At 71.1% G+C, this 26,347-nt stretch carries 25 protein-coding genes; 16 read left to right on the forward strand and 9 right to left on the reverse strand.

Going from position 1 to position 26,347, the window contains the following annotated elements; genetic code table 11:
• Positions 1–64: 64 nt before the first annotated feature.
• Positions 65–712, reverse strand: a complete 648-nt coding sequence (locus tag ACIRA5_RS04990; RefSeq protein ID WP_403687373.1) for a hypothetical protein — start codon at positions 710–712, stop codon at positions 65–67.
• A gap of 343 nt (positions 713–1,055) precedes the next feature.
• Here ACIRA5_RS04990 and ACIRA5_RS04995 point away from each other — a divergent pair, with 343 nt between their 5' ends.
• From ACIRA5_RS04995 to ACIRA5_RS05010, 4 genes are all read left to right on the forward strand, one after another.
• Positions 1,056–1,679 (forward strand): GntR family transcriptional regulator, encoded by a 624-nt coding sequence (locus tag ACIRA5_RS04995; RefSeq protein WP_352052164.1) that lies wholly within the window; start codon positions 1,056–1,058, stop codon positions 1,677–1,679.
• 264 nt (positions 1,680–1,943) lie between these two features.
• The gene (gene aceE / locus ACIRA5_RS05000; protein WP_403687376.1) at positions 1,944–4,655 is read left to right on the forward strand and encodes a pyruvate dehydrogenase (acetyl-transferring), homodimeric type; all 2,712 of its coding nucleotides are present in this window, start codon (positions 1,944–1,946) and stop codon (positions 4,653–4,655) included.
• Between the two features lie 111 nt (positions 4,656–4,766).
• Positions 4,767–5,753 (forward strand): helix-turn-helix transcriptional regulator, encoded by a 987-nt coding sequence (locus ACIRA5_RS05005; RefSeq protein ID WP_403687377.1) that lies wholly within the window; start codon positions 4,767–4,769, stop codon positions 5,751–5,753.
• Between the two features lie 109 nt (positions 5,754–5,862).
• Positions 5,863–6,381, forward strand: coding sequence for a DUF4240 domain-containing protein (locus tag ACIRA5_RS05010; protein ID WP_352052182.1), 519 nt, complete (start codon positions 5,863–5,865; stop codon positions 6,379–6,381).
• Here the strand turns inward: ACIRA5_RS05010 and ACIRA5_RS05015 are convergent.
• Positions 6,348–6,635: a hypothetical protein gene (locus ACIRA5_RS05015; protein ID WP_403687379.1), complete on the reverse strand. Its 288-nt coding sequence runs from the start codon at positions 6,633–6,635 to the stop codon at positions 6,348–6,350. The two genes, ACIRA5_RS05010 and ACIRA5_RS05015, sit on opposite strands and share 34 nt — an antisense overlap.
• Positions 6,636–6,739: 104 nt before the next feature.
• On the reverse strand, positions 6,740–7,552 hold the full coding sequence (locus tag ACIRA5_RS05020; RefSeq protein ID WP_403687382.1) for a peptidoglycan recognition protein: 813 nt from the start codon (positions 7,550–7,552) through the stop codon (positions 6,740–6,742).
• A gap of 187 nt (positions 7,553–7,739) precedes the next feature.
• Here ACIRA5_RS05020 and ACIRA5_RS05025 point away from each other — a divergent pair, with 187 nt between their 5' ends.
• Complete coding sequence (locus ACIRA5_RS05025; RefSeq protein WP_403687384.1) at positions 7,740–8,924, forward strand: MarP family serine protease; 1,185 nt, start codon at positions 7,740–7,742, stop codon at positions 8,922–8,924.
• A gap of 1 nt (position 8,925) precedes the next feature.
• On the opposite strand, the gene ACIRA5_RS05030 is transcribed toward ACIRA5_RS05025, so the two are convergent.
• Positions 8,926–9,414, reverse strand: a complete 489-nt coding sequence (locus ACIRA5_RS05030; RefSeq protein ID WP_403687387.1) for a GNAT family N-acetyltransferase — start codon at positions 9,412–9,414, stop codon at positions 8,926–8,928.
• A 71-nt stretch (positions 9,415–9,485) separates the two neighbouring features.
• Between ACIRA5_RS05030 and ACIRA5_RS05035 the strand changes: the two genes are divergently transcribed.
• A complete protein-coding gene (locus ACIRA5_RS05035) occupies positions 9,486–10,412 on the forward strand; it encodes a TIGR01777 family oxidoreductase (RefSeq protein WP_403687389.1) in 927 nt (308 codons plus the stop codon).
• A gap of 292 nt (positions 10,413–10,704) precedes the next feature.
• Positions 10,705–12,054, forward strand: coding sequence for an NAD(P)/FAD-dependent oxidoreductase (locus ACIRA5_RS05040; RefSeq protein ID WP_403687391.1), 1,350 nt, complete (start codon positions 10,705–10,707; stop codon positions 12,052–12,054).
• A gap of 1 nt (position 12,055) precedes the next feature.
• On the opposite strand, the gene ACIRA5_RS05045 is transcribed toward ACIRA5_RS05040, so the two are convergent.
• Positions 12,056–13,495, reverse strand: coding sequence for a regulator (locus ACIRA5_RS05045; RefSeq protein WP_403687393.1), 1,440 nt, complete (start codon positions 13,493–13,495; stop codon positions 12,056–12,058).
• Positions 13,496–13,821: 326 nt separating this feature from the next.
• On the opposite strand from ACIRA5_RS05045, the gene lipB reads away from it, so the two are divergent.
• The 4 genes from lipB to ACIRA5_RS05065 all read left to right on the forward strand — a co-directional run bounded on the left by lipB (position 13,822) and on the right by ACIRA5_RS05065 (position 17,198).
• Positions 13,822–14,619 (forward strand): lipoyl(octanoyl) transferase LipB, encoded by a 798-nt coding sequence (lipB, locus tag ACIRA5_RS05050; protein WP_403687395.1) that lies wholly within the window; start codon positions 13,822–13,824, stop codon positions 14,617–14,619.
• Positions 14,620–14,928: 309 nt separating this feature from the next.
• Complete coding sequence (gene lipA / locus ACIRA5_RS05055; RefSeq protein ID WP_352052175.1) at positions 14,929–15,894, forward strand: lipoyl synthase; 966 nt, start codon at positions 14,929–14,931, stop codon at positions 15,892–15,894.
• Positions 15,895–16,209: 315 nt separating this feature from the next.
• Positions 16,210–16,407 carry a hypothetical protein gene (locus ACIRA5_RS05060; protein ID WP_054229278.1) on the forward strand — a complete coding sequence of 66 codons (198 nt, stop codon included), beginning with the start codon at positions 16,210–16,212 and terminating at the stop codon, positions 16,405–16,407.
• Between the two features lie 89 nt (positions 16,408–16,496).
• Complete coding sequence (locus tag ACIRA5_RS05065; RefSeq protein WP_095855076.1) at positions 16,497–17,198, forward strand: DUF4191 domain-containing protein; 702 nt, start codon at positions 16,497–16,499, stop codon at positions 17,196–17,198.
• Positions 17,199–17,369: 171 nt separating this feature from the next.
• On the opposite strand, the gene ACIRA5_RS05070 is transcribed toward ACIRA5_RS05065, so the two are convergent.
• Entirely contained in the window at positions 17,370–17,840 is a 471-nt protein-coding gene (locus tag ACIRA5_RS05070; RefSeq protein ID WP_352052176.1) for an RDD family protein, read from the reverse strand.
• A gap of 199 nt (positions 17,841–18,039) precedes the next feature.
• Between ACIRA5_RS05070 and glnA the strand changes: the two genes are divergently transcribed.
• The gene (gene glnA / locus ACIRA5_RS05075) at positions 18,040–19,449 is read left to right on the forward strand and encodes a type I glutamate--ammonia ligase (RefSeq protein ID WP_054229275.1); all 1,410 of its coding nucleotides are present in this window, start codon (positions 18,040–18,042) and stop codon (positions 19,447–19,449) included.
• An 82-nt stretch (positions 19,450–19,531) separates the two neighbouring features.
• On the opposite strand, the gene ACIRA5_RS05080 is transcribed toward glnA, so the two are convergent.
• Positions 19,532–19,855, reverse strand: a complete 324-nt coding sequence (locus ACIRA5_RS05080; protein WP_403687401.1) for a hypothetical protein — start codon at positions 19,853–19,855, stop codon at positions 19,532–19,534.
• Positions 19,856–20,215: 360 nt separating this feature from the next.
• Here ACIRA5_RS05080 and htpX point away from each other — a divergent pair, with 360 nt between their 5' ends.
• The 3 genes from htpX to ACIRA5_RS05095 all read left to right on the forward strand — a co-directional run bounded on the left by htpX (position 20,216) and on the right by ACIRA5_RS05095 (position 23,536).
• Positions 20,216–21,139 carry a zinc metalloprotease HtpX gene (gene htpX, locus ACIRA5_RS05085; RefSeq protein WP_403688563.1) on the forward strand — a complete coding sequence of 308 codons (924 nt, stop codon included), beginning with the start codon at positions 20,216–20,218 and terminating at the stop codon, positions 21,137–21,139.
• An 82-nt stretch (positions 21,140–21,221) separates the two neighbouring features.
• Complete coding sequence (locus tag ACIRA5_RS05090) at positions 21,222–21,806, forward strand: hypothetical protein (RefSeq protein WP_095855073.1); 585 nt, start codon at positions 21,222–21,224, stop codon at positions 21,804–21,806.
• A gap of 59 nt (positions 21,807–21,865) precedes the next feature.
• Complete coding sequence (locus ACIRA5_RS05095; RefSeq protein ID WP_403687404.1) at positions 21,866–23,536, forward strand: phosphotransferase; 1,671 nt, start codon at positions 21,866–21,868, stop codon at positions 23,534–23,536.
• A 106-nt stretch (positions 23,537–23,642) separates the two neighbouring features.
• On the opposite strand, the gene ACIRA5_RS05100 is transcribed toward ACIRA5_RS05095, so the two are convergent.
• A complete protein-coding gene (locus tag ACIRA5_RS05100; protein WP_403688565.1) occupies positions 23,643–24,128 on the reverse strand; it encodes an FxLYD domain-containing protein in 486 nt (161 codons plus the stop codon).
• A gap of 176 nt (positions 24,129–24,304) precedes the next feature.
• On the opposite strand from ACIRA5_RS05100, the gene ACIRA5_RS05105 reads away from it, so the two are divergent.
• On the forward strand, positions 24,305–25,537 hold the full coding sequence (locus tag ACIRA5_RS05105) for a winged helix DNA-binding domain-containing protein (RefSeq protein ID WP_403687407.1): 1,233 nt from the start codon (positions 24,305–24,307) through the stop codon (positions 25,535–25,537).
• Positions 25,538–25,825: 288 nt separating this feature from the next.
• Here the strand turns inward: ACIRA5_RS05105 and ACIRA5_RS05110 are convergent, their stop codons facing one another.
• Positions 25,826–26,134 (reverse strand): hypothetical protein, encoded by a 309-nt coding sequence (locus tag ACIRA5_RS05110; RefSeq protein WP_054230803.1) that lies wholly within the window; start codon positions 26,132–26,134, stop codon positions 25,826–25,828.
• Positions 26,135–26,347: the final 213 nt, after the last annotated feature.

A 26,347-nucleotide genomic window follows, 5' to 3' on the forward strand; every position in this document is an offset into this window, starting at 1 on the left:
CCCCGCTCGCGCGAAGCCCCCGTCCGGAACCTTCCGGACGGGGGCTTCGCGTTTCCGCCGCAGGTCACCGCGGCTTCAGCACGTTGTCCGACCACCGCACCAGCGTCTCCACCCACAGGTTCGGGATCTTCGTCGGGTACGCGGGTGTCAGGTGCCGAGTCCGGTACGCCCTGAGGACGTCGTACGTGGCGTCCAGGCAGTCGCGCGAGCCGAGGTCCCCCGTCTGCGGGTCGACGCCGACGAGGAAGCCCCGCTTCTCGACCGTACGGATCATGGCGCGGGCGGAGTTCACGTCACTGGTCGAGGAGTCCGTGCAGCGGTAGCGGCTGTACGGGTGGGTGGACGTGCCCGGATAGTGCGCGTCCCGGGACATGTCGGTGAGCATCCGCGCGTACGTGCCCTCCGCGTGCCAGGCGCCGATGTCGCCGCCGGGCGCGGTGTAGAGCGCGTTCGACGGGTTCTCCACCGCGCCGTACACCCAGCGGCCGGTGCCGGTGATCCGGAAGCCCCAGCCGACGTGCCCGAACTTCTGTGCGCCGTCGGGCTTGACGAAGACACACGCCCCGCCGGAGGCGACCGAGGTGCCGTGGGCCCGCGTCGCACTCGGCCGCACGGCCGCCCCCGTGTCCACGGGCCCGCAGGCGGCCACGGCCGCGACCGCCCCGGCCGCCACAGCCCAGCGCAGCCCCCGCTTCCGTCCCCGTCCGCCCATGCCGACCCCCTTGCGTTCGCGGGAGCCCCGTGGAAACCCCCGCGCCGAAACCCCTGTGCCGACCCACACACCGTGCGGGGCCCGCGGGTTCTCCGGGTGACACGGACGTGACGCCTCCGGACCCCACCCGGTACGGGTCTTTACATCCGCGGCCGCTCTGACAGCGTGTAAGTCTCGTCTCACCTGCATGAAAGCGCCCCCGTACGCCTCTCTCCCACGGCGCTGCGGCCTTATTGTCTAAAGGTCAAACGCCCTTGGTCCCGCCCCTCGCCCGACCACCACCCCTCAATGAGGCCCTTCGGGCCGCAGCATTGAAAGCGCGCCCCCCGCGAAGGAGCCCCTCATGACCGCGCCCGTCGTCCACTCGCTGCGCGAACAGATCCGCGAGCACATCGTGGAGGGGATCGTCAGCGGGCGCTGGAAGCCGGGTGAGCGGATCGTCGAGCGGCGGATCGCGACCGAGCTGGAGGTCAGCCAGACCCCGGTGCGGGAGGCACTGCGCGAACTGGAGTCGCTGCGGCTGATCGAGTCGGCGCCCAACAAGGGTGTGCGCGTGCGCAACCTGACGGCCGCCGACCTGGAGGAGAGCTACCCCGTACGGGCCGGTCTGGAGGCCATCGCGGCCGAGCTGGCGGCCGAGCGGCTCGCCCACGACTGCTCGGCCCTGGAGCCGCACGTCACGGCACTGTACGAGGCCGACCGGCTGTCGGACGGCACCGGCCAGGTCCGTCACACCGTCGCCTTCCACCGCGAACTCGTGCGCGCCGCGGGCAACTCCGTCCTCCTGCACACCTGGGAGGGCCTGGGCATCGAGGTCTTCACCGCCCTGTCCATCCGCTGGCTGGGAACCGTCCAGCAGTCGTACGCGGAGGAGCACGAGGCACTCGTGGACGCCTTCCGGCGCCGGGATCCGCTGATCGCCGACCTGGTGAAGGCGCATGTGCTGGGCTGCGCGCCGCGCCCGTGACACAGCCGAGCGCACGCACGCTCACCTGGGGAAACCCTGGGAATCCAAGGCACCGCGTGCCTGCCGTCAAGGCACCCCGTGCCGACTTTTGCGATACGAAGAGGTTTTCGCCTTCAACCCTTTGATCGATCATCGATCAGGGAGTTACAGTCATCGCTGGGCTCCCACCAGAGCCCGCCGCCCTGTCCTGCCAAAGACATAAGGGCACCCCCGAAAACCCCTTGCCGATGAGGGAACCCCCCTCCACATCCGGAAGGCGGCGCAATGACCGACCTCACCGCAATCCAGCCGAGCGAGCTCGACCAGCTCCCGGACCGCGACCCCGAGGAGACCGCCGAATGGCAGGCCTCCCTGGACGCCGTCACCCAGGCGGCCGGGCCGCACCGTGCCGCGTACCTGATGCGCCGCACGCTGGAGCGCGCCGAGGGCAACGGTCTCGCGCTGCCCAAGCTGCTTGAGACCGACTACGTCAACACCATCCCCACCGCCGCCGAGCCCGTCGTGGACGGCGACGAGGCGATGGAAGCCCGGATCACCGCCTGGAACCGCTGGAACGCGGCCGCGATGGTGACCCGGGGCGCGAAACACGGCGTCGGTGGCCATATCGCCACCTTCGCCTCCGCGGCCTGGCTCTACGAGACCGGCTTCAACCACTTCTTCAAGGGCAAGGAGTCCCAGGAGGCTCCCGGCTCCGGAGACCAGCTCTACATCCAGGGCCACGCCTCCCCCGGCATCTACGCCCGCGCCTTCCTCGACGGCCGGCTCACCGAGCAGCACCTCGACAACTTCCGCCAGGAGGCGGGCGGCAACGGCCTCCCGTCGTACCCGCACCCGCGGCGCCTGCCCTGGCTCTGGGAGTTCCCGACCGTCTCCATGGGCCTCGGCCCGCTGTCGGCGATCTACCAGGCGCGCTTCAACCGCTATCTGACCAGCCGCGGCATCAAGGACGTCTCGCAGTCCCACGTGTGGGCGTTCCTCGGCGACGGCGAGATGGACGAGCCCGAGTCGACCGCGGCACTCGCACTCGCCTCCCGCGAGGGCCTGGACAACCTGACCTTCGTCATCAACTGCAACCTGCAGCGCCTCGACGGCCCGGTCCGCGCCAACTTCAAGATCGTGCAGGAGCTGGAGGCCCAGTTCCGCGGCGCCGGCTGGAACGTCGTGAAGTCGCTGTGGGGCTCGGCCTGGGACGAGCTGTTCCAGCTCGACACCACGGGCGCCCTCGTACGCCGCCTGCGCGAGGTACCCGACGCGCAGGTGCAGACGTACCAGACGCGCGACGCCGCCTACATCCGCCAGGACTTCTTCGGCTCCGACCCGGCGCTCGTCGAGATGGCGAAGCTGCTCAGTGACGACAAGATCACCGAGTGCTTCCACCTCTCCCGCGGCGGTCACGAGTCCCGCAAGGTGTACGCGGCCTACCGCGCCGCCCTCGCCCACAAGGGCACGCCGACGGTGATCCTGGCCCAGACGGTCAAGGGCTTCACGCTCGGCCAGGGCTTCGCGTCCAAGAACGCCAACCACCAGATGAAGAAGCTGTCGACGGACGAGTTCAAGCAGATGCGTGACCTGCTCGAGCTGCCCATCTCCGACAGCCAGTTCGTCGACGGCGTGGTCCCCTACGGCCACCCGGGCGCCGACTCCCCCGAGGTCCGTTACCTCCAGGAGCGCCGCGCGGCCCTCGGCGGCCCGGCCCCGGCCCGCCGTACGCACGCGCTCGCCCCGCTGCCCGCCCCCGCCGACAAGGCGTTCGCGTCCTTCGACAAGGGCTCCGGCTCGCAGAACCTGGCGACCACGATGGCCTTCGTCCGCCTGGTCAAGGACCTCGTCCGTGACAAGGAGACCGGAAAGCGCTGGGTGCCGATCGTCCCCGACGAGGCGCGCACCTTCGGCATGGAGAGCCTCTTCCCCTCCCTCGGCATCTACTCGCCCAAGGGCCAGACGTACGAGCCGGTCGACCGCGACCAGCTGATGTACTACAAGGAGGCCAAGGACGGCCAGATCCTCAACGAGGGGATCACCGAGGCCGGCTCCATGGCGGACTTCATCGCCGCGTCCACCGCGTACGCCACGCACGGCGAGGCGATGATCCCCTTCTACATCTTCTACTCGATGTTCGGCTGGCAGCGCACGGCCGACCAGATGTGGCAGCTCGGCGACCAGCTCGGCCGCGGCTTCCTGGTCGGCGCCACGGCCGGCCGTACGACGCTGACGGGCGAGGGCCTCCAGCACGCCGACGGCCACTCCCCGGTCATCGCGGCGACCAACCCGGCCGCGCTGTCCTACGACCCGGCGTTCGCGTACGAGATCGCGACGATCGTCAAGGAAGGTCTGCGCCGGATGTACGGCGAGGCGGCTCCGGGCGAGGACTCGAACGTCTTCTACTACCTGACGGTCTACAACGAGCCGATGCCGCAGCCCGCCAAGCCGGGCGGCCTCGGTATCGACGAGGGCATCGTCAAGGGCCTCTACCGCTTCAACACGGCCGAGTCGGCGGGCCTGCCCCCCGTCGCCAACGCCCCGCGCATCCAGCTCCTCGGCTCCGGCACGGCGATCCACTGGACCCTCCAGGCGCAGAAGCTGCTCGCCGAGGAGTGGGGCGTGGCCGCCGACGTGTGGTCCGCGACCTCCTGGACGGAGCTGCGGCGCGACGCGCTGGAGGCGGACGCGGCCCTGCTGCGCGGCGAGGAGCGGGTGCCGTTCGTCCGCCAGGCGCTGCAGGGCGCCGAGGGTCCGGTGCTCGCGGTCTCCGACTACATGCGCCAGGTCCCGGACCAGATCGCGCAGTGGGTCGAGCAGGACTACTCCTCGCTCGGTGCCGACGGCTTCGGCCTCTCCGACACCCGTGAGGCGGCCCGTCGCCACTTCGGCGTCGACGCGCAGTCGATCGTCGTCGCGGCGCTGGCGCAGCTGGCACGGCGGGGCGAGGTCAAGGCGTCCGCGGTGAAGGAAGCGCGGGAGCGCTACGGACTCTGACGGTCCGCCTGATTCCGGTGTTCCGCGAGGGGCGCGGTGGCTACGGCCGCCGCGCCCTTCGGCGTTCCCGCGCACCCCTTCGCTGTCAGTGGGGCCCGGCATCATGGCCGTATGCGTGCTGCCCGCCTGATCAAGATGGTGCTGCTGCTCCAGTCACGGCCGTCGATGACCGCCGCCGAGCTGGCGCGGGAGCTCGAGGTGTCCGAACGGACGATCACGCGGGACGCGCAGGCACTGTCGGAGGCGGGCGTTCCGGTGTACGCGGACCGCGGCAGGGCCGGGGGCTACCGCCTGATCGGCGGCTACCGCACCCGGCTGACGGGCCTGGCGCGTACGGAGGCGGAGGCGCTGTTCCTGAGCGGGGTGCCGGGGGCCCTGCGGGACATGGGTCTGCAGGACGCCGCCTCCGCCGCGCGCCTGAAGGTCTCCGCCGCCCTCCTCCCCTCCCTGCGGGACGCCCCGCGAGCGGCGGGAGCGCGGTTCCATCTGGACGCGCCCGCGTGGTTCAACGAGCCCGAGACGCCCGAGCTGCTGCCCGCGGTCGCGGAGGCGGTCTGGGACGACCGTCGGATCACCGCGGGGTACCGGCGCGGGACGGCCGAGGTGGAGCGGGTCCTCGAACCGTACGGGCTCGTACTGAAGGCGGGCGTCTGGTACCTGTGCGCGCGGGTGCCCGAGCCCGGGGCGGCCGGATCCGGCCCCTTCCGGGTCTACCGGATCGACCGTTTCACGGAGGTGCGGCCCGCCACGGAGTGCTTCACCCGCGAGGACGGGTTCGACCTGCCCGGGTTCTGGGCGGAGCGGGCCGAGCAGTTCGCACGGTCCCTTCTGCGGGCGGAGGCCGTCGTACGGCTGTCTCCGGAGGGCGTGCGGAGACTTGCGTACGTCGTCGACCCCGCGTCCGCGAGACAGGCGCTGGGCGAGTGCGGTGAGCCCGACGGGCGGGGCTGGGTGACGGTCACCCTCCCCGTCGAGTCCGAGGAGGTCGCCCATGGGCAACTGACGGGGCTCGGGCCCGAGGTGGAGGTGCTCTCCCCCGCGGCGCTGCGGGACCGGCTCGCGAGGGACGCGGCGCGGCTGGCGGCGCTGTACCGGTGACCGGGAAGACGCCTCGTAGCTGGCGGTTTTACCGTCGGCATGTGCGCGCATAACAATCTGCGGCACTCCGCGTGCGTCACTCCCGTTCAGGCCCGATGCTGGACCCGTGATGGACGAGACGGAGTTCTGGGAGCTGGTGGACACGACCCGCGAGGCCGTCGAGGGCGACCCCGAGGACCACGCCGATCTGCTCGTCGAACGGCTCGTCCAGCTGGACCCGGACGCCGTGCTCGACTTCGCCCGTCACTTCGAGGCCCGCTACAACCGCGCCTACCGCTGGGATCTGTGGGGCGCGGCGTGGGTCCTGCTCGACGGGGTGAGCGACGACGCCTTCGACTTCTTCCGGTGCTGGCTGATCGGCCAGGGCCGGGAGGTCTTCGAGGGCGCTATGCACGATCCCGACACGCTCGCCGACCTCCTGGACGACTTCGACGAGGACCTCGACGGGGACGGTGAGGAGCTCGGGTACGCCGCGGACGAGGCGTACGAACAGCTGACCGGGGTCGTCGCGCCCGACCTGGGCATTCCGCCCGCGTCGCCCGAGCCGGAGGGGACGCCGCTCGACTTCGAGAACGAGTCCGTGCTGGCCGAGCGCTATCCCAAGCTGTGGGAGCGCTTCAGGGACTGAGGCAACGTGGCGTACGGGGTGACGTACGGGAGGTGTGCCTCGTGGTTCTTGTGGTGTTCGTGGTTCTCGTGGGCGTGGTACGGGGGTGCGGCGTTGGCTCGGTCCAGTGCCGAGGCAGTGGCCGCGGCGGGTCCCACGAGGACCGTCACCACGGCACAGGCCACGGTCCACGGGGTCCGCAAAGCGGTGTTCCAACCCCCCGCGCCGGCCGCCTTGTTCGCCTTGCCCGTCTTCTCGGTACGCCTGCTGCTCATCTTCCCCACCTCCAGTCGGCTGTTACGAGAAGGACACTAGAGAGCGGCGATCTGAGACACCGTTGACTCGACTGTGGGCTGTCTGTGAACGCGTTCCTCGGCGGTCAGCGGCCCTGGAGGTGGGCGGCTCGGGAGCGGATTCGGGGGAGTTGGGACGTCAGCGCGGCGCCGGGACAGTTGGTCATGAAGCCCGCGTCGTGGCCTGCCAGCGTGGGCAGCACCGCACTCGTACCGGCGGTGTAACGGCTGAGGTCGTTGCTGGAGACGAGCCGCACCCTGGCACGGGGATCCACGTCGGACAGCCCCAGCTTCCACGCCGCCAACACGGCGATCGCCTCGGTCATCGCCCGCGGCACCGGCGTCCCCGCCCCGAACGTACCAATGGCCGCGATCCCCGCGGTGCCATGGTTGAACCCCTGCGTATGCGCTCCGGTGACGGCCCGGTCGACCCCGCCGGCCCGCCCCTCGTAGATCGTGCCGCAGCGGTCGACGAGGAAGTTGTACCCGATGTCGTCCCACCGCCGGACACCCGTCTGACCGGCGTACAGGGAGCGGATGATGTGGGGCACGTCGGCGCACTCGTACGCGTTCGGCGAGTCGGTGTGGTGCACGAAGACCGCGACGACGTGATCGTCGTAGCGGGCCGGCGGCTGCGCGTGTGTGCTCCCGGCGTCCAGCCACCGCGACCGCGGCACGATGACCGGCCGCGCCGCGCGATGCGGACCCGCGGGCAGCGGCGCGGCCACCGGCCGCTCGCGCTCGACGACCCTCCGGTCGACCCCCACCGCACACACCACCAGCGCGAGCACGGCGAGCAGACCGGGCACGCACCCGAGCACGACGACGGCGGCACGCCGCGTCCACACCCTCCGTGCGAGCCGCGTCCATGCCCCTCGCGCCGTTCGGAAGACACGCATGGGGCCACCCTGACCCGGTTCCGATCCCCCCGCGATGTGTGCTGTGCCACCTGGTGGAACCATCGTCCTGGTCCGGGACGTTTTTACAGGTCCACGCGCACGTGGCCGTTTCCCGGCTCCACGCGCGCGTGCCTGATCACTGGGCCTGCCCCACGCGTACTAAGGGGCCCAAGAGAAAGGCGGCTCCGTGGACCTGCTCGACTTCCTGCTGTTGCTGGTGATCCTTGCTTACGCGGCGTCCGGCTACCGGCGCGGTCTGGTCGCCGGCTGTGTCTCGCTGGCCGGTTTCGTGGGCGGCGCCGTCATCGGCGTATGGGTGCTGCCGTGGATGATGGACCTGGTGACGGCGGGGACGTCGGCGGCGACGGTGACGGCCGTGCTGACGGTGCTGGTGCCCGCCGTGGTGGGCCACGAGCTGGCGGGCCGGCTGGCGCTGAAGCTGCGCCGCGAGCTGGACCAGGGGCCGCTGCGGGTGGCCGACGGGGTCGGCGGGGCGGCGGCGAACACGGTGGCGGTGCTGCTGGTGGCCTGGGTCGCCGCGAGCGTCCTGGGAGCCTCCTCGTCCACCCTCATCACCCAGTCGATCCGCAACTCCACGCTGCTGGGCGCCGTACAGACGGCGATGCCGGACACCACGCCCACCTGGTTCTCGCGGGCCACCTCGGCGCTGACGGAGGCGGGCTTCCCGCAGGTCTTCAACCCGTTCGAGAACGAGCCGACGGCGGGTGTCGCGAAGCCCTCCGGCGACAGCGTCACCGCGGCGGCGACGAGCGCCGCCAAGCGCAGCACGGTGAAGATCGAGGGCGCCGCGGGCAACCAGGGCCGCGAGGGCAGCGGGTTCGCGTACGCGGCGCGGCACGTGATGACCAACGCCCACGTGGTGGCGGGCATCGACAACCCGACCGTGCGCGTCGGCGGTGTGGGCCGGGCGTACTCGGCGCGGGTGGTGTTCTTCGACCCGCGCAAGGACGTCGCGGTCCTGTACGTACCGGACCTCAAGGTCCCCCTCCTGCGTTTCGACGACAGCGCCAAGCGCGGCGACTCGGCGGTCGTCGCGGGCTATCCGCAGGACGGCGGTCTGGATCTCCAGGCGGCCACGGTCGCAAGCCGGATCAACGCGCGGGGCCAGAACATCTACAGCTCGAGCATGGTCACCCGGGAGATCTACTCGATCCGCTCCACCGTCCGCCCCGGCAACTCCGGCGGCCCGCTCCTCACCACCGGCGGCAGGGTGTACGGCGTCGTGTTCGCCCGCTCGACCTCGGACAACGAGACGGGTTACGTCCTGACGGCCGACGAGGTCGCGGGCGACGCCCAGCGCGCCGCGGCCGCGACGACACCGGTGGACACGGGCGACCTGATCACCTCGTAGCTCAGAGAAGGCGGCCCATGAACACGTCGTCGACGTAATCGCCGTCGAGCAGGAACTCCTCGGGCAGGACACCCTCCACCTCGAAGCCCTCGGACTCGTACAGCTTCCGTGCCGCGGTGTTGTGCCCGAGGACGCGCAGCGTGATCCGCCGGGCGCCCTGCCGTCGGGCCCCGTCCAGCACGGCCCGCAGCAGCCCTCGTCCGACGCCCGCGCGGCGCGCCTCCTCGGCGACGACAAGTCCCTGGATCTGCCGGACGTGGGAGTTGCAGGCGAGGGGCGTGGGATAGCCCAGCCGGATGTAGCCGACGAGCACGCCGTCGAGTTCGGCGACGTGATGGTCCCGGGGGCCGAACCGCTCGTTGTAGAAGGGTTCGTACGGCGGCTGAGGGCGCGGCATGACGGCGTGCAGGGTCGACCAGGTGACACGGTCGAGACGGCCGAGCGCGTCCTCGTCGTCGAGGGTGGCGATGCGTATGTGCGGTACCGGCATGAAGGTCACTTTACGGCGGCCGCGCGCGATCCCGTCCCGTACTTTCCCGGCGCGCGCGGCAGGATGGGCGCATGAACGACTCACCGCTCGCGCCGGATTCCCGTAGGTCCCGTATCGCGATCGCCGGCGCGTCCGGCCTGATCGGCTCGGCGCTGACGCGCTCCCTGACCGCGGACGGACACGAGGTGGTCCGCCTCGTACGGCGTGCGCCCCGCGGGCAGGACGAGGTGCGGTGGGATCCGGACGGGCAGCGGATGGACGCCGCGGGCCTCGCCGGGTGCACGGCGGTCGTCAATCTCGCGGGGGCGGGGGTCGCTTCGCGGCGGTGGACGGAGGCGTACAAGCGGAAGATCCTGGACAGCCGGGTGCGGGGGACGGCGACACTGGCGGCGGCGGTGGCCTCTCTCGACGAGCGGCCTGGGGTGTTCGTCAACGGGAGTGCGATCGGGTTCTACGGCGAGACGGGCGACCGGGTGGTGGACGAGTCGGCGCCGCCCGGGGAGGGATTCCTTCCCTCCGTGTGCGTGGCGTGGGAAGGGGCGGCGGAGCCGGCGCGGGAGGCGGGTGTCCGTACCGTCTTCGCCCGTACGGGGCTGGTGGTGGCCCGTGAGGGTGGGGCGTGGGGGAAGCTGTTCCCGCTCTTCAAGGCGGGGCTCGGTGGGCGGATGGGGGACGGCCGCCAGTACTGGAGCTACATCTCGCTGCAGGACGAGGTGGCCGCGATCCGGCATCTCATCGACACGTCGTCACTGTCCGGGCCGGTGAACCTCACCGCGCCGACACCCCTCACCAACCGGGAGATCACCGAGGTGATGGGGCGCGTCCTGCACCGGCCCACCGTCTTCCCCGCCCCGGCTCCCCTCCTGCGCCTCGCCCTCGGCGACATGTCCGGCGACATCCTGGGCAGCCAACGCGTCCACCCCACCCGCCTGCTGTCCTCCGGCTTCACCTTCACCTTCCCGTCGATCGAGGGCGCATTGCGAGCGGCCCTGCACTGACAAACGTTCCTCGTTCCCAAAACGCCGGACGGGCCGAAAACGAGGGCGAGCTGAGGCTTTCGGGGGCGCGGGGACGCGGGGCGGAGCCCCGCCTCAGCGGCGCGGGGAACTGCGCGCCGAGCCCCACTCACCCGCGGACAAGGAATCCGTGCACCCCCATGCGACCGTGCACGCCCGACGCGCGACTGTCCACGGCTCCAGACGCACCTACCCTCGACCCGAACTCGGGTATCCCCAGGGCACGTTGGGGGCATGACGTTCCCACCGGCCGCGCAACCTCGAGGAGGGGTACGTGCTAGAGCCCGTATGCAAGGCGGACGTGGACGTCGTCATCGTCGGGGCCGGAGCCGCGGGACTCGCGGCCGCCCAGCACCTGACCAGGGCGGGCCTCACGACGAAGGTTCTGGAGGCCGACCCCACCGTGGGCGGCCGCATGACGACGGAGAAGGTGGACGGCTTCCGGCTCGACCGCATCGGCCGGCTCCTGTCCACCTCGTACCCCGAACTGCACCGCACCCCGGGCCTGAACACCCTGGCCCTGCGCCCGTTCTCCCCGGGCGTGCTGCTGCACAGCGACGGCCGCCACCATCGCGCCGCCGCCCCCACCCCCCGGAGCGCAAGGGGCGCACTCACCGCCGCACGCGCCCTCGCAAGCGCCCCTCGGCTCCCCCGGAGCCAGTCCTCCCGCCCCGGCCCCCTCGGCGGCCACCTCGACCAGACCCGCCTGGCCACCGCGCTCGCCCGCCTCGCCGCCACACCACCCGAAGGCCTCCTCACCCGCCCCGACCTCCCCACCGCACAGGCGCTGACCACCCGTGGTCTGCCGCCCCGTACGGTCAACGGCTTTCTGCGCCCCCTGCTCGCCGCACTCCTGTGCGACCCGGACCTCACCACCTCCAGCCGCGCCGCCGACCTGGCCCTGCATTCGTTCGCCTCGGGCCGGCTGTGTCTGCCGGAGGGCGGCGCGGACACCCTGCCGGAGCTCCTGGCGGCCTCCCTGCCCCCGGGCACCGTCCACACCGGCGTCGAGGTCACCGCGGTCTCCACGACCACCGTGACGACGAAGGACCACGGCGAACTCAGCTGCCGGGCCATCCTGCTGGCGACCGGAGCCCGCGCCGCGGCCCGGCTGCTGCCCGGTCTGCGCGTCCCGGCCTTCCATCCCGTGACGGTCCTGCACCACACCACGGACGAGCCCCCGTTGACCGACCCGGCCCTGCTGCTGGACGCCGACCGGAGCGGCCCGGTGGCGCAGACAGCGGTCATCAGCCAGGTCGACCCGTCCCGCGCCCCCGACGGACGGGCGCTCGTCTCCTCGATGGTGCTGGGCACTCCCCCGGCCGCCGCCCATCTGGACACCGCGGTCCGCGCCCAACTGGCCCGCCTCTACGGCACGTCGACGACCCGCTGGGAACTCCTCGCGGTCCACCACACCCGTGACGCGGTCCCCGCGATGCCCCCGCCGCACGACCTGCGCCGCCCTGTACGCCTCCTGGCGGGCCTGTACGTCTGCGGGGACCACCGGGACACCGGCACGGTCCAGGGCGCCCTGCATTCGGGCCGCCGGGCCGCCCACGCCCTCCTGATGGACCTGGGCGCCCGTCCGGCCGCGACGCAGGAGCGTCTGGAAACGGCGGCCTGAGTCAGCCCAGGGCCGCCACCCGATCCCGGTAGCCCCGAACGGGTGCCGCGTCCCGGTACGGTTCGAGCCGTCGCTCGAAGTCCCGTACGTACTCGACGGCCCGGACCGACCGCATCTCCGCCGCCTGCCCCGCGGCCTCGGCGCCCAACTGGCAGGCCTGGTCGAGCTCCCCGAGCCCGAGCCGTGCCGAGGCGAGCACCACCCGGCAGAACAGCCGGCTGCGCGCGAAGCCGGGCGCCCGCAACTGCAGCGAGCGCTCGGCGTGCTGCGCCGCGGCCCGGTACTGCTGCAGGTCCCGGTGGCAGTGCCCGAACTCGTCGGCGAGCTGCGCCTCGTCGAAGAACCGCGCCCAGTGCGGGGCCTCGTCCCCCGGCCGGGCGGATTCGAGGGCCCGCTCGGCGCGCACCAGCGACGCCGTGCAGGCCCGCACCTCCCCGAGTACGCCGTGCCCGCGCGCCTCCACGGAGTGCAGCAGCGCCTGGACGACGGGCGGCACGGACGAGCCGACGCCCTGCTGCGCGACCCGGGCGAGCTGCACGGCCTCGCGCCCGTGGCCGAGGTAGACCGCCTGCCGGCTCATGGTGACCAGGACGTACGAGCCGTACGCCCGGTCGCCGGCCGCCTGCGACAGCCGCAGCGCCTGCACGAAGTAGCGCTGCGCGAGCCCGTGCGCGGCGATGTCGTACGAGGTCCAGCCGGCGAGGCGGGTGAGGTCGGCGGCGGCCGCGAACAGGCGCCGCCCGGTCTGCTCGCCGTACGCGCCGCGCAGCATCGGCTCGGCCTCGTGCTCCAGGTAGCGGACCAGGGCCTGGCGGGCGTGGCCGCCGCCGTAGGCGTGGTCGAGGGCGCGGAACAGTTCGCCCACCGAGCGCAGGGCGGCGATGTCCCCGCCGGTGACCTTCTGGCCGGGGCCGCGTTCGGTCTGGCTGCGCTGGCGGGGAACCGCGGGGCGCCCCTGGGCGGGGATGCGCGTGGCGGCCGGGTCGCCGCGGCTCACCCGGTCGTCGGCCCGTCCGATCAGCCAGTCGCGGCTGGGGACGACGAGTCCCGCCGGGGTGAAGGCGATCTTGCGGAGCTCGGTGTGGCTGCCGGAGTCCTTGCGCCACAGGCCGCTGACGATGTCGACGGCCTCCTCGGGGGTCGCGGCGAACTCGAGGCCCGCGTAGACGGGTGCGCAGGCGTCGAGCCCGAGGTCCTGCGCGGTGAGGCGGCGGCCGAGGCGCCGTGTGAACACCTCGGCGATGAGGGCGGGTGTGGTGCCGCGGGGCTGCTGCCCGCGCAGCCACCGCGTCACCGATGTCTTGTCATATCTCAGGTCAAGTCCGTGTTCGAGGCCGAGCTGGTCCACGCGACGGGCGAGACCTGCGTTGGAGAACCCCGCTTCTGCGATGAGCGCGGCGAGCTGGCGATTGGGAGTGCGCTGCGCGGGTCGTTCCGTCATCTGCGGTGCGGTCTCCTGCCTTCCGGGCATCACTGGGTGCCCGGATTGCCTGTGAGCAGCCCTTATGGCCTCATGGACGGCGCGAATGTAGCGGAGAGTAAGCACCTGATCGCGCGCATCGACATACATTCATCCGATCGTGTGAGGATTGACCGCTGGGCTGACGCTCGCGGCCCGGACGTACAGTGGCGTGGGCGCGTTACGTACCTGACGAAAGGTTCTTTCGCCTGCCGCGCAACGGGCCCGCCGGTTGCCACACCACCGGTTCTGCCGGTTGCCACACCACAGGTTCTGAAGGTTCTGAGGCTTCTAGGGAGGCGCTTGCCGTGAGTGAGTTGCGGTTCGTCCGCATGGGATTCGGTGCCGAGGCCGTGGAGTACCAAGAGGCCTGGGACGAGCAGCGCCGCGTGCATGCCGCCCGTTTCCTGGACGAGGTCCCCGACACCTGCCTGCTCCTGGAGCACCCGCCGGTCTACACGGCGGGCCGGCGTACGGCGGACAGCGAACGGCCCCTCGACGGCACGCCCGTGGTCGACGTGGACCGCGGCGGCAAGATCACCTGGCACGGGCCCGGGCAGCTCGTGGGCTACCCGATCCAGAAGCTGCCGCGTCCGGTGGACGTGGTGGCGCACCTGCGGCGGCTCGAAGAGGTCATGATCCGGGTCTGCGCCGAGTTCGGCGTCGAGACCAGCCGGGTGGAGGGCCGGGCGGGCGTCTGGGTCCTGGGTGACCCCGTCGCCTCGCGCCCCGCCCTCGGCGGGCTCTCCCTCGACTTCGACCCGCGGCTGACGGACGAGGAGTTCGACCCCCGTCTGAACGGGCCCGAGTACGCGCCCTCCAACGCCGGGCAGCGGCGCGAGGACCGGAAGATCTGCGCCATGGGGATCCGGGTCGCCAAGGGCGTCACGATGCACGGCTTCGCCCTGAACGTGAATCCGGACACATCTTCCTTCGACAAGATCATCCCGTGCGGGATCCGGGACGCGGGGGTGACGTCCCTGGCGTACGAGCTGGGGCGCGAGGTCACCATCGCCGAGGTGCTGCCGGTTGCGGAGAAGCACCTCCGCGACGTCCTGGAGAACGCCGACCTGCGCCCCCGCGAGGTCGAACGGGCCTCGGCCTGACGGATGGCTTCGCCCCGCACCCCCCGCCCGCCCGGTCCGTTCGGCTGCGGGCCCGTGGGGGTTGCTCGCGCAGTCCCCCGCGCCCCTGAAAGCCTTCAGCCCGTCCGGCGCTTGAGGACGGGGCCGTTCAGGCCGGTCGGGGGGTCGGGGGCGGAGCCCCCAGGTGGGGAGGGGACGGGTAGGGGCGGCGGGGGCGAGGAAACCCCCGGGAATGCACCCCCGGTCCGCAAGGTTGCCCACCCCGGGGGCCGAGAACCGTACGGGCGTACCCTGGTGTACGCCGAAGAATCGAAGCTACAGGGAGCCGATGTGTCCGCAGTCGCACCCGACGGACGCAAAATGCTGCGCCTGGAGGTCCGGAACGCCCAGACCCCCATCGAGCGCAAGCCCGAGTGGATCAAGACCCGGGCGAAAATGGGCCCCGAGTACACGAAGATGCAGAACCTCGTGAAGAGCGAGGGCCTGCACACGGTCTGCCAGGAGGCGGGCTGCCCCAACATCTACGAGTGCTGGGAAGACCGCGAGGCCACGTTCCTGATCGGCGGCGACCAGTGCACCCGGCGCTGCGACTTCTGCCAGATCGACACGGGCAAGCCGGAGGCACTCGACCGCGACGAGCCCCGTCGCGTGGGCGAGTCCGTGGTCACGATGGACCTGAACTACGCCACCATCACCGGCGTCGCCCGCGACGACCTGGAGGACGGCGGGGCCTGGCTGTACGCCGAGACGGTCCGCCAGATCCACCGGCAGACGGCGGAGCGCGAGGCCGGCCGCACCAAGGTCGAGCTCCTCGCCCCCGACTTCAACGCCGAGCCCGCCCAGCTCGCCGAGGTCTTCTCGTCCCGCCCCGAGGTCTTCGCGCACAACGTCGAGACGGTCCCCCGGATCTTCAAGCGCATCCGCCCGGGCTTCCGCTACGAGCGCTCGCTGAAGGTCATCACCGAGGCGCGCGACTACGGTCTGGTCACGAAGTCGAACCTCATCCTCGGCATGGGCGAGACCCGCGAGGAGGTCAGCGAGGCTCTCACGCAGCTGCACGAGGCGGGCTGCGAGCTGGTGACCATCACGCAGTACCTGCGTCCCTCCGTGCGCCACCACCCCGTGGAGCGCTGGGTCAAGCCGCACGAGTTCGTGGAGCTGAAGGAGGAGGCCGAGCAGATCGGCTTCTCCGGCGTCATGTCGGGCCCGCTCGTGCGCTCCTCGTACCGCGCCGGCCGGCTGTACCAGATGGCCATCGAGAAGCGCGGCGCGTACATCGCCTCGCAGGCGGTCTGAACACCCGTACGGAGCAACGCGGGCGACACAATTTAAAACGCCGTACAACGCGAGCGGTGGCACTCAGTGCCACCGCTCGCGTGTGAATCGGCGCACAAGCAACTCCCCCCACAATGTGGCCAATTCACCGCGCTGCGGACCGTCCGCGCAGATGGGGACAGGCGTCAGGACGGCGTCGCGCTGGAGGCCCGCCGCATCAAGGCTTCATTGGTGTTTGACCGGTCGGTCACGCCCTGGTAACACCAATCAGTGACCCTGGTCTTACTCCACGTACCGCCCCGTCCAGAGCCGCCATCCCGAGGGGGGACCTCCATCATGCAGGCCGCGCCCGTACGCGCCACAGCCATCCCGTCGTTCACCGATGCACTCCGTGCCGTCGAGTCGCTGCTCATGAGCAGCGGCCAGCGCACCGCCCGCCGCAACGCCTGGACCTCCGTCCTGGAGGACCGCCGCCGCGCCAAGGACCGGGTCGAGGCGCAGCGCGTGCTGGAGTCCGTGGCGACGCGTTCCTAGCCGTCGCCGGACTCCCCGTGCGGGCGCTGCCGCCGCCTGCCCGGACACTGCCGTCGTCGGCGCTTGTCGGGCCACGTAGACTTCGTGGCATGGCGAGGAAGGAAACTGCAGCGGACGCTGCTAACCCCGGGCGACTCAAGCAGATCGCCCTGACCTACAAGATGACTCGCAAGGCCGACTCCAAGATCGGTCTTGTACTCGCGGCAGTCGGAATCGTCACCTTCGGTGTCTTCCTCGCGATCGGCCTCTTGATCGACCACCCGTACTACCTGGGCATTCTCGGCCTTCTGCTCGCCTTCCTCGCGACGGCGATCGTCTTCGGGCGCAGGGCCGAGCGAGCCGCGTTCGGACAGATGGAGGGCCAGCCCGGCGCAGCAGCGGCCGTACTGGACAACATCGGCCGTGGCTGGACCACGACTCCGGCGGTGGCGATGAACCGCAGCCAGGACGTGGTGCACCGCGCGGTCGGCAAGGCCGGCATCGTGCTGGTGGCCGAGGGCAACCCGAACCGGGTGAAGAGCCTGCTGGCGGCCGAGAAGAAGAAGATGGCGCGAATCGTCGCCGATGTGCCCGTGCACGACGTGCTCGTGGGCTCCGGCGAGGGTCAGGTGGGGCTCAAGAAGCTCCGCACGACGATGCTGAAGTTCCCCCGCGTCCTGACCGGCCCGCAGGTGACGGCCACCAACGACCGGCTGCGCGCGATGGGCGACCTGATGAGCAACATGCCCCTTCCGAAGGGTCCGATGCCCAAGGGCATGCGGATGCCGCGCGGCGGACCGAAGGCCCGCTGACACTCCTCTGAGCAGCGTTACGACGATGGGGGCGCCCGGATCACTCCGGGCGCCCCCATCGTCGTACCACTCGTCGTCGTACCACTCGTCGTACGGCCCGGTGCCCGGTTGCCAGGGCCTGTCCGGCGGATCAGGCCCGCGTCTCCGGCGTGATCCGCCGGACAGGCCCTCCTAGGCCCGGACCTCGATCGTGCGGGCCAGGCGGTCGTGCAGGCCGCGGCCGTCGCGGTCCCAGATCAGGGCGGGGATGGCCACGCACAGCAGGGCGGTGCGCAGCAGGACGCGCAGCGGGTTGAGACGGCCGCCGCCCTCGGGGACGATCCGCAGGCCCAGGAGGCGCTTGCCCGGGGTGAAGCCGACCGTGCCGACGGTCAGGACGCCCAGGACGAAGAAGACGAGCAGAGCCCAGTTGCCCGTCGACCCCGGCTTGTAGCCGTGGGTGAGCAGTCCGTATGCGATCAACAGGCACAGGGCCCAGTCGATGGCGAGGGCGCCCAGCCTGCGGCCGGGGCGGGCGATGGAGCCGGGGCCCTGCTCCGGCAGACCCAGCTGTTCACCCCGGTATCCGAGGTCGGCACCAGCGTCCTCCAGGGCCGCGCGGGGTCCGGAGAGCCACGATCCGATTGCTTGCCTGTTGTCCACCCGTCCACGGTACTGCGCCCGTTTTGGCATGCGGACACGAGGGGCCTGGCGACCCCGGGTCGGTTAACTTGGGCGAAACAAATGGGTCACGCTGGAGAAATCCCCCATCCCTATGGTCGGCTCCAGCGTGTGCCACCGCACTGGCCGCACGAACGAACTACCACCCCGGTCCACTGTGGGCGGGAGTAGGAGGAGCTGGATGTTCCAGAACGCCGACGAGGCCAAGAAGTTCATCGCGGACGAGGACGTCAAGTTCGTCGACGTCCGTTTCTGCGACCTGCCGGGCGTGATGCAGCACTTCACGATCCCGGCCGAGGCCTTCGACCCGGCCGAGGAGCTCGCGTTCGACGGTTCCTCGATCCGCGGTTTCCAGGCCATCCACGAGTCCGACATGGCGCTCCGCGCCGACCTGTCCACCGCGCGCGTCGACCCGTTCCGCCGCGACAAGACGGTCAACATCAACTTCTTCATCCACGACCCGATCACGGGCGAGCAGTACTCCCGTGACCCGCGCAACGTGGCGAAGAAGGCCGAGGCCTACCTCGCGTCCACCGGCATCGCCGACACCGCGTTCTTCGGCCCCGAGGCCGAGTTCTACGTGTTCGACAGCGTGCGCTTCGACACCAAGTCGAACGAGGCCTTCTACCACATCGACTCCGAGGCCGGCGCCTGGAACACCGGCGCCCTCGAGGACAACCGTGGTTACAAGGTCCGCTACAAGGGCGGCTACTTCCCGACCCCGCCGGTCGACCACTTCGCCGACCTGCGTGCCGAGATCTCCCTGGAGCTGGCCAAGTCCGGCCTCCAGGTCGAGCGCCAGCACCACGAGGTGGGCACCGCCGGCCAGGCCGAGATCAACTACAAGTTCAACACGCTGCTCGCCGCGGCCGACGACCTCCAGCTCTTCAAGTACATCGTGAAGAACGTCGCCTGGCGCAACGGCAAGACCGCGACCTTCATGCCGAAGCCGATCTTCGGTGACAACGGCTCGGGCATGCACGTCCACCAGTCGCTGTGGGCCAACGGCGACCCGCTGTTCTACGACGAGGCCGGTTACGCGGGCCTCTCGGACACCGCCCGCTACTACATCGGCGGCATCCTCAAGCACGCCCCGTCGCTGCTCGCCTTCACGAACCCGACGGTGAACTCGTACCACCGTCTGGTCCCCGGCTTCGAGGCCCCGGTCAACCTGGTGTACTCGCAGCGCAACCGCTCCGCGGCCATGCGTATCCCGATCACGGGTTCGAACCCGAAGGCCAAGCGCGTCGAGTTCCGCGCGCCCGACTCCTCCGGCAACCCGTACCTGGCCTTCTCGGCGCTCCTGCTCGCGGGCCTCGACGGCATCAAGAACAAGGTCGAGCCGGCCGAGCCGATCGACAAGGACCTCTACGAGCTCGCCCCCGAGGAGCACGCGGGCGTCGCCCAGGTCCCGACCTCCCTCCCGGCCGTCCTCGACCGCCTCGAGGCCGACCACGAGTTCCTGCTCGCGGGCGACGTCTTCACGTCCGACCTGATCGAGACGTGGATCGACTACAAGCGCACGAACGAGATCGCGCCGCTGCAGCTGCGTCCGCACCCGCACGAGTTCGAGCTGTACTACGACGTCTAAAGATCACGACGCCTGAAAAGACGCCTGAAAAACTGAGGGCCGCCACCTGTGCGTACAGGTGGCGGCCCTCGGCCGTGGTCCGTCAGGGCACCACGACGACTACGACTCCTCCACCACCGAAGCCGTTGCTGAAGCCGTTGTTGAAGCCGAAGCCGTTGTTGAAGCCGAAACCGTTGTTGAAGCCGAAACGGTTGAAGCCGCTGTTGAAGCCGTTGTTGAAGCCGAACCCGCAGTTGCCGAATCCACGGCCACCCCAGTTGGAACAGCCGTAGGTGGTGGCGTGGGTCTGGGCCTGGGCCGGGGCAGCTGCCGAGGCCGTACCTGCTGCGCCGATCGCCGCGCCTCCGGCCATCAGAACGCCGATGGCGGATACCGCGAAGAAGCGCCTCGCACGTTGTGCCTTCATGGATGAATCCTCCTTGCACCCCTCGTGCGGTCTTTCGGAGGCACGAGACGGATGGCAGATGGCCGTGACCGCGGCGGAGCGGGTCCGGCGCGATGCTCGCCCGAGTACAGGGAGTACGTTCAGACCGCCGACGCGTGCGGCGGGCGTACTCCGATGGCGGCTCTTTTCATGAAGAGCTGCTCGCGAGTAAAGGTTAGTCGGCGATCGACCACTCAGCATCTTGGAGGGAATCCCTCAGATCCTGCCCGGAATCCCACAGGTTGCCTTTGCACCTCCTAGGGCTGTTCGGAACCGCTTCATGGGCGTCCGCAGGTGCACACTGGACAGCGGGACGAGTGCCTTACTGCGGGGGTGATGCAGATGCAGAGCCGGTTCCGGAGCGATCCGCGGTTGACCGTACGCATGACGGTCACGCTGTTCCTGCTCGGATTGCTGTACGTGGCCTTCGTCGCCGCGTTGATCGTGCTGCTGAAGTCCTGGGTGCTGGTCGTGGTCCTCGCGGCACTGCTACTCGGCGCGCAGTACTGGTTCTCGGACCGGATCGCGCTCTACGCGATGCACGGCCGGATCGTGGAGCGCGAGGAGTATCCGCAGCTGCACGGGGTCGTCGACCGGCTGTGTGCCGTCGCCGACATGCCGAAGCCGCTGGTCGCCGTGTCGGACATCGACATGCCGAACGCGTTCGCGACCGGGCGGAACGCCGATCACGCGGTCCTCTGCGTGACCAGCGGGCTGCTGCGGCGGCTGGAGCCCGACGAGCTGGAGGGCGTCCTCGCGCACGAGCTGTCGCACGTGGCGCACAAGGACGTCGCCGTGATCACCGTGGCCTCGTTCCTCGGGGTGATCGCCGGGCTGATCGTGCGGTTCGCCTTCTACTCCCAGCTCTTCGGCGGGCGCGGCCGCAAGGACCAGAACACCGTGGCGATCTTCATGGCGGTGATGGCGGTCTCCGCGGCCGTGTACGCGATCAGCTTCCTGCTCATCCGGGCCCTGTCCCGGTACCGCGAGCTGGCCGCCGACCGGTCCGCCGCCCTGCTCACCGGCCGGCCCTCGGCGCTGGCGTCCGCGCTGACGAAGGTCTCCGGGGACATCGCGCGGATCCCGACCAAGGACCTGCGGACGGCGCAGGCGTTCAACGCGTTCTACTTCACGCCGGCCTTCGGTGCCGAACCGGGGATCGCGAAGCTCTTCTCGACCCACCCCAGCCTGGAGCAGCGGCTCGAACAACTGGGCAGGATCTCGGCGGAGCTGGGTGAGGCGGCGACTCCGGAGAGCAGCGTCTGACTCTTCTTCCCGTCCTTTTCCGACCCACCCCGCTCATCCTGGGCCATGGCCCTTCGTCCCTTCCGGAAAGGCAGCCGACTGCATGGGGTTCCTGGACATCCTGCTCGGGCGCACCAAGGCCGTCGCGCCCGATCTCGACCAGCTCTTCGGGCTGCCGTCGGCGGCCCTGACCCTGCAGGCCGCCGCCGGGTTCACCCCGACCGGGACGGGAGCGGTGTGTTTCGCGAGCGTCGAGGGCGGGGCCTTCGCCCAGGCGCACCAGGAGGTGCAGGAACTGCTCGACGCGGATGCCGAACGCACGGGTCCGCCGGTGGAGGTCAGCCGGGACGAGTACGGATACTCGTGGCTGGTCTCACGGCGGGAACCGGACGATCTGCCCGCACTGGTCAGTGATCTGCACGCGGTCAACAGCGCGCTGGAAGGCAGCGGCTTCGGACCGCAGCTGCTCTGCTCCGTGGCCGGATTCCAGGACACCGGGCAGCGGCGGCTCGGACTCGTCTATCTCTACAAGCGCGGCACCTTCTATCCCTTCGCGCCGCTGGCCGGCGAGGCCCAACGGCGCGACAACGCGCTGGAACTGCAGGTCAAGGCCGCGCTCGCGGACGATCTGCGGATCGAGCAGGATCTCAGCCGCTGGTTCCCGATCTGGGGCGCCCCGGGTCTGTGACCTGGCCGGGGGCCGTCGGTACGTAGAGAGGGGAAAAGCCGCCGTGGGTAAATGGGGGGATGCTCGCCTCCTTCGCACACGACCATGACGGTGAACGACTGAGCTGCGTCAGCGGCGGCGGTGACGGTGGCCCCGGCGGCGCGGCCACCGTCGTCCTGCTGCACGGCGCGGGCCTCGGCAACAAGGAGCGCCTGCTCCCGCTGCTGGAGGAGTTCGTGGCACGCAGCTGCCGAGGCCTCGCCCTCGACTTCTCCGGACACGGCGAGAGCTCGGGCGAACTCAGGCACCTGAGCCTGCGCCGACGTTTCGAGCAGGCCGTCTCCGTCATCGACGCGTCGGTCCCGGCGGAGGGTCCGCTGATCCTCGTCGGGTTCAGCATGAGCGGCCAGACGGTGGCCGATCTCGCCGGGCACTACGGGCGGCGTGTGGTGGCGCTGGGCCTGTGCGCGCCCGCTGTGTACGGCGCCGAGGCCTGGCAGGTTCCCTTCGGGGAGAAGGGGGGCACCTCCCGCTCGAGCGAAGTCGAGAGCGGGGGAGCGCGCTTCAGCGAGATCATCCGGGCGCCGGACAGCTGGCGGCGGGCCCCCGCGCTCGACGTGCTGCGCGGGTACGACGGCCGTGCGGTCCTCGCCGTACCCGGTACGGACGCCGTCATCCCGCCCGCCGTCACCGAAGCCGTGACGGACGCGCTCACCGCCCGCGCCCAGTTCAGCCGGCTCGACTTCCCCGACGCGGACCACACGCTGGGCCTGTGGCTGCGCGAACATCCCGCCGACCGGGCGCGGTTCGTGGACGCCGTACTCGTGGGACTGGGCGAGCGGGGGTGGACCGCGACCCGCGGCTGGGTGGCCGAGCAGCTTCCGGCCGGCAGGAGCGTACGGGAGTCCACGGCCCTGCGCGGCGGCTGGAGCTCCCAGATGCGCCGGCTCACCCTCGACGAGGGTACGGGTCTGGTGCTGCGGTCGTTCGTGAAGCCCTTCTACCGCCGTCACGCGGCCGGTCTGCTGGCCCGCGAGGCGTCCGTCCTCACCCTGCTCGCCCCGTACGAGGACGTACCCACGCCCGAGCTCCACGCCGTCGACGCCACCGCCGAACACTGCGACCACCCCTCCCTGTTGATGTCCTTGCTGCCGGGCGGGGTACGGGTCGACGAGGAGGACCTGGACCGGCGGATCGACCTGCTGGCCCGCCAACTGGCCCGTATCCACGCGGTGGTTCCGGCCGACCGCCCGCGCCCGTACCAGGCATGGACCTCGCCCGAACGCGTCCGCGCGCCCCGGGGGACGCTGTGGGAGCGGGCCGTGGACGTGATCCGGCGTGAACCCCCGGCGTACGAAGGATGTTTCCTGCACCGGGACTTCCATCCCGGCAACGTGCTCTTCACCGGCGCGGGCGACACTCTGCGGATCAGCGGGGTGGTCGACTGGGTGGAGACCTCGTGGGGGCCCGCCGACCTGGACGTGGCCCACTGCTCCACGGCTCTCGCGCTGCTCCACGGGAAGGCGTACGGCCTGGGGTTCCGCGCGCGGTACGAGGCACACGGCGGGCGCCGACCGGCCGGCGCCGAGGAGCACTTGTACTGGCGGCTGCTCGACGCGCTGGCCTACTCCCCCGACGCCGAGAAGCTCGCGGTGCCGTGGCGGGAACTGGGGCGCGCAGACCTGACCCCCGAACTGCTGGGCGAACGGCTGACGGCGTATGTGACCGGGCTGTTCGAGCTGCACGGCTGAGGCATCGGCGACAGCGACAGCGACGGTGACTGTGACGGTGACGGTGACGGTGACGGTGACGGTGACGGCGGGATGGTCGCCGTCGCGGGAAGCGCGTTCACGGGTGTCAGGTCCGTACGGCGCGGGCCACGTCGGCGGTGACGTCTCCGGAGAGGGTGCGGTGGCTGCGGGCGGCGGCGTCCTTGGCGGCACCCGCCGGGACGTCGTTCAGGGTGACGACGACCGTGTCGAGGAGGTTGCCGCCCTTGTCGCGGAAGTCGACCTGGACCGCGTACGTCTTCGCCGCGGACGTCGGGTTGGTGGCGGTGGCCTTGACGGTGGCCCGGCCCGCGGAGTCGATGCTCACCCGGTCGCCGAGCTTCACCTCGTCCTTGGCGTTCAGGCCGTTCTTGAACTCGTCGAACTTCCGCCCGGCCTCGGCGGTCGCGGAGGCGAGCGAGTCGCCGGCCTGGGACGCGAGGGAGGAGGCGGCGGAGGCCACGTCGGACGGGCTGGTGTCGTCGGAACAGCCGGCCAGGCAGGCGCCGAGGGCCAGCAGGAGCACCACAGCCACGGCCCCCGGGCCGGTCCGTCGTACGCCGGGCGCTCGTATCCCACGCACCCCACGCACTCCGTACACCACGCCTGTCCCGCGCATCCCACGTATCCCTTGCCGCGCGTGCCGCGCCATGTCGTCTCCCGACGTTCCGCTGCGGATTCCCGCTTCAGTCAAGGCCGTGAGCAGGGCGTACGCACGGCGGGGGCGCCGATCGGGTGAGGCGCGAGAGGATGCGGGGACGGCAGCTACGAGAGGGAGGCGGCGTGGGCGAGGAGCGGCGGCACATCGCAGGGGCGGAGCGGCGGGCCCGGCTCGCCCTGCGGCACCGGCTCGCGGGGACGGCGCGCGCGGCGAGCCCCGAGGAGGTCGCCGGGTCCCTGGTCGCACTGCACGGAACCGATCCGGTGACGGTGTACCTGGCGGTGGGCGCGCGGCTCGCGGACGCCGGGAAGACGGTGGCGGAGCTCGACCGGGCGCTGTACGAGGACCGGACGCTGGTACGGATGCACGGCATGCGGCACACCGTGTTCGTGTTCCCCACCGAGCTGGCCGCGGTGGTGCACGCCTCCACGGGGCTCGCGATCGCCGCGAAGGCCCGGGCCGGGCTGATCAAGGACATGGTGAGCGGCAGCGACGGGCGGCTGACCGAGGAGTGGCTCGCCGAGGTGGAGACGTCCGCGCTCGCCGCGCTGGCGCGGCGCGGGCAGGCCACGGTGAACGAACTCGTCCAGGACGAACCGCGGTTGAGGGAGCAGTTCACGTACGGCACGGGGCGGAGTTACGAGAGCGCGCAGACCGTGTCGTCCCGGCTGATGCGGGTGCTCGGGGTCGAGGGGCGGGTGGTGCGGGGGCGCCCGCTGGGGTCCTGGACGTCGACCCAGTTCCGCTGGGCCGTGGCGCCGCCGCATCCCGAACTCCCGCCCGCCGAGGCCCAGACCGGGCTGCTGCGCCGCTGGCTCGCGGTGTGCGGGCCCGCCACCGAGGCCGACCTCAAGTGGTGGACGGGGTGGAAGGTCACCGATGTGCGGCGGGCGCTGGCCGCGATCGGGGCGGTGGCCGTGTCGCTCGACGACGGAGCCACCGGATATGTGACCGCCGACGACGTCGCCCCCGTCCCCGGCCCCGCCGCGCCGTGGGCCGCGCTCCTTCCCGGGCTCGATCCCACGGCCATGGGATGGCAGGAACGGGACTGGTACCTCTCCCCCTCTCTCCGCGCCGCCCTCTTCGACGGCAGTGGGAATGTCGGGCCGACGGTGTGGTGGGACGGGCGGGTGGTCGGGGGGTGGGCGCAGCGGGGCGATGGGGATCTGGTGTGGCGGGTGCTGGATCCTGGCGGGGTGGGGCGGGAGGCACTGGCGGCCATCGAGACGCAGGCCGCCCGGCTACGGGCCTGGCTGGGCCCGACCCGGATCACGCCACGCTTCCGAACCCCCCTGGAGAAGGAACTGACGACGGGGCAGTGACGGAGGAAACGGGGCGCCCCCCCCCCAGCCACCGGGGGTGCCGTTCAGCCGCGGGTGGGTGGGGGCGGATCGCGCAGTTCCCCGCGCCCCCGAAGACCCAGGGTCGTCCGGCGTTCCAGGACAAGCCCGGAGACCGCGCCCCACCCACCCCGGCCCGCTTCTTTCAGCCCGTCCGGCGTCTGAGGACAAGGCCGTTCAGCCTGAAGGGGGTTTGGGGGCGGAGCCCCCGGGATGGGACGGGTAGGGGCGGCGGGGGCGAGGGACCTTGCCCCGGCCGCCCCTCTGCGCTCAGCGCGCGTAACGCATCAGCGCGCGCACCATGTGGCACGTGGTGTCCGACGGCGGATGAACACCGATCGCCTCCGCAGTACTGCGGATCTTCTCGTTGCGGGCCTGATTCGGAACGTACACACCGGAGTCGAGCAGGGCGATCGCGAGACGCATCGCCTTGAGCCGGCGGTTGTGCGTGACGTACCACTCGCGAGGCCGCCCCGGCGGCAACGGTCGCTTCGCCACGGGCTCGTACGGCAGGTCCATCAGGACCGCCCTCTTGGACGTGGACTGAGTGGGCAGCGGCTTCAGTGCGGCAGCGGGCACAGGCATCCTCCTGTCGCGGTCAGGGCGCCATCCGGACCCCCCGGCGACACCCTCGAACACTGCCTCCAGTTTACTGCCCGGCACTGACATCCAGGGAGTCCACAGAGTCCAGCAAACCTCCAGGTGGGCAAGGGAATTGCCGCCGTGTCACAGCAGTTCTGCGAGAGGTGCGTGAGGCGGCGGCAAATTCGAACAGGCCCTCCGGCGGCACGA

The organism is Streptomyces sp. NPDC096311, assembly GCF_044763085.1.
Taxonomy (GTDB): domain Bacteria; phylum Actinomycetota; class Actinomycetes; order Streptomycetales; family Streptomycetaceae; genus Streptomyces.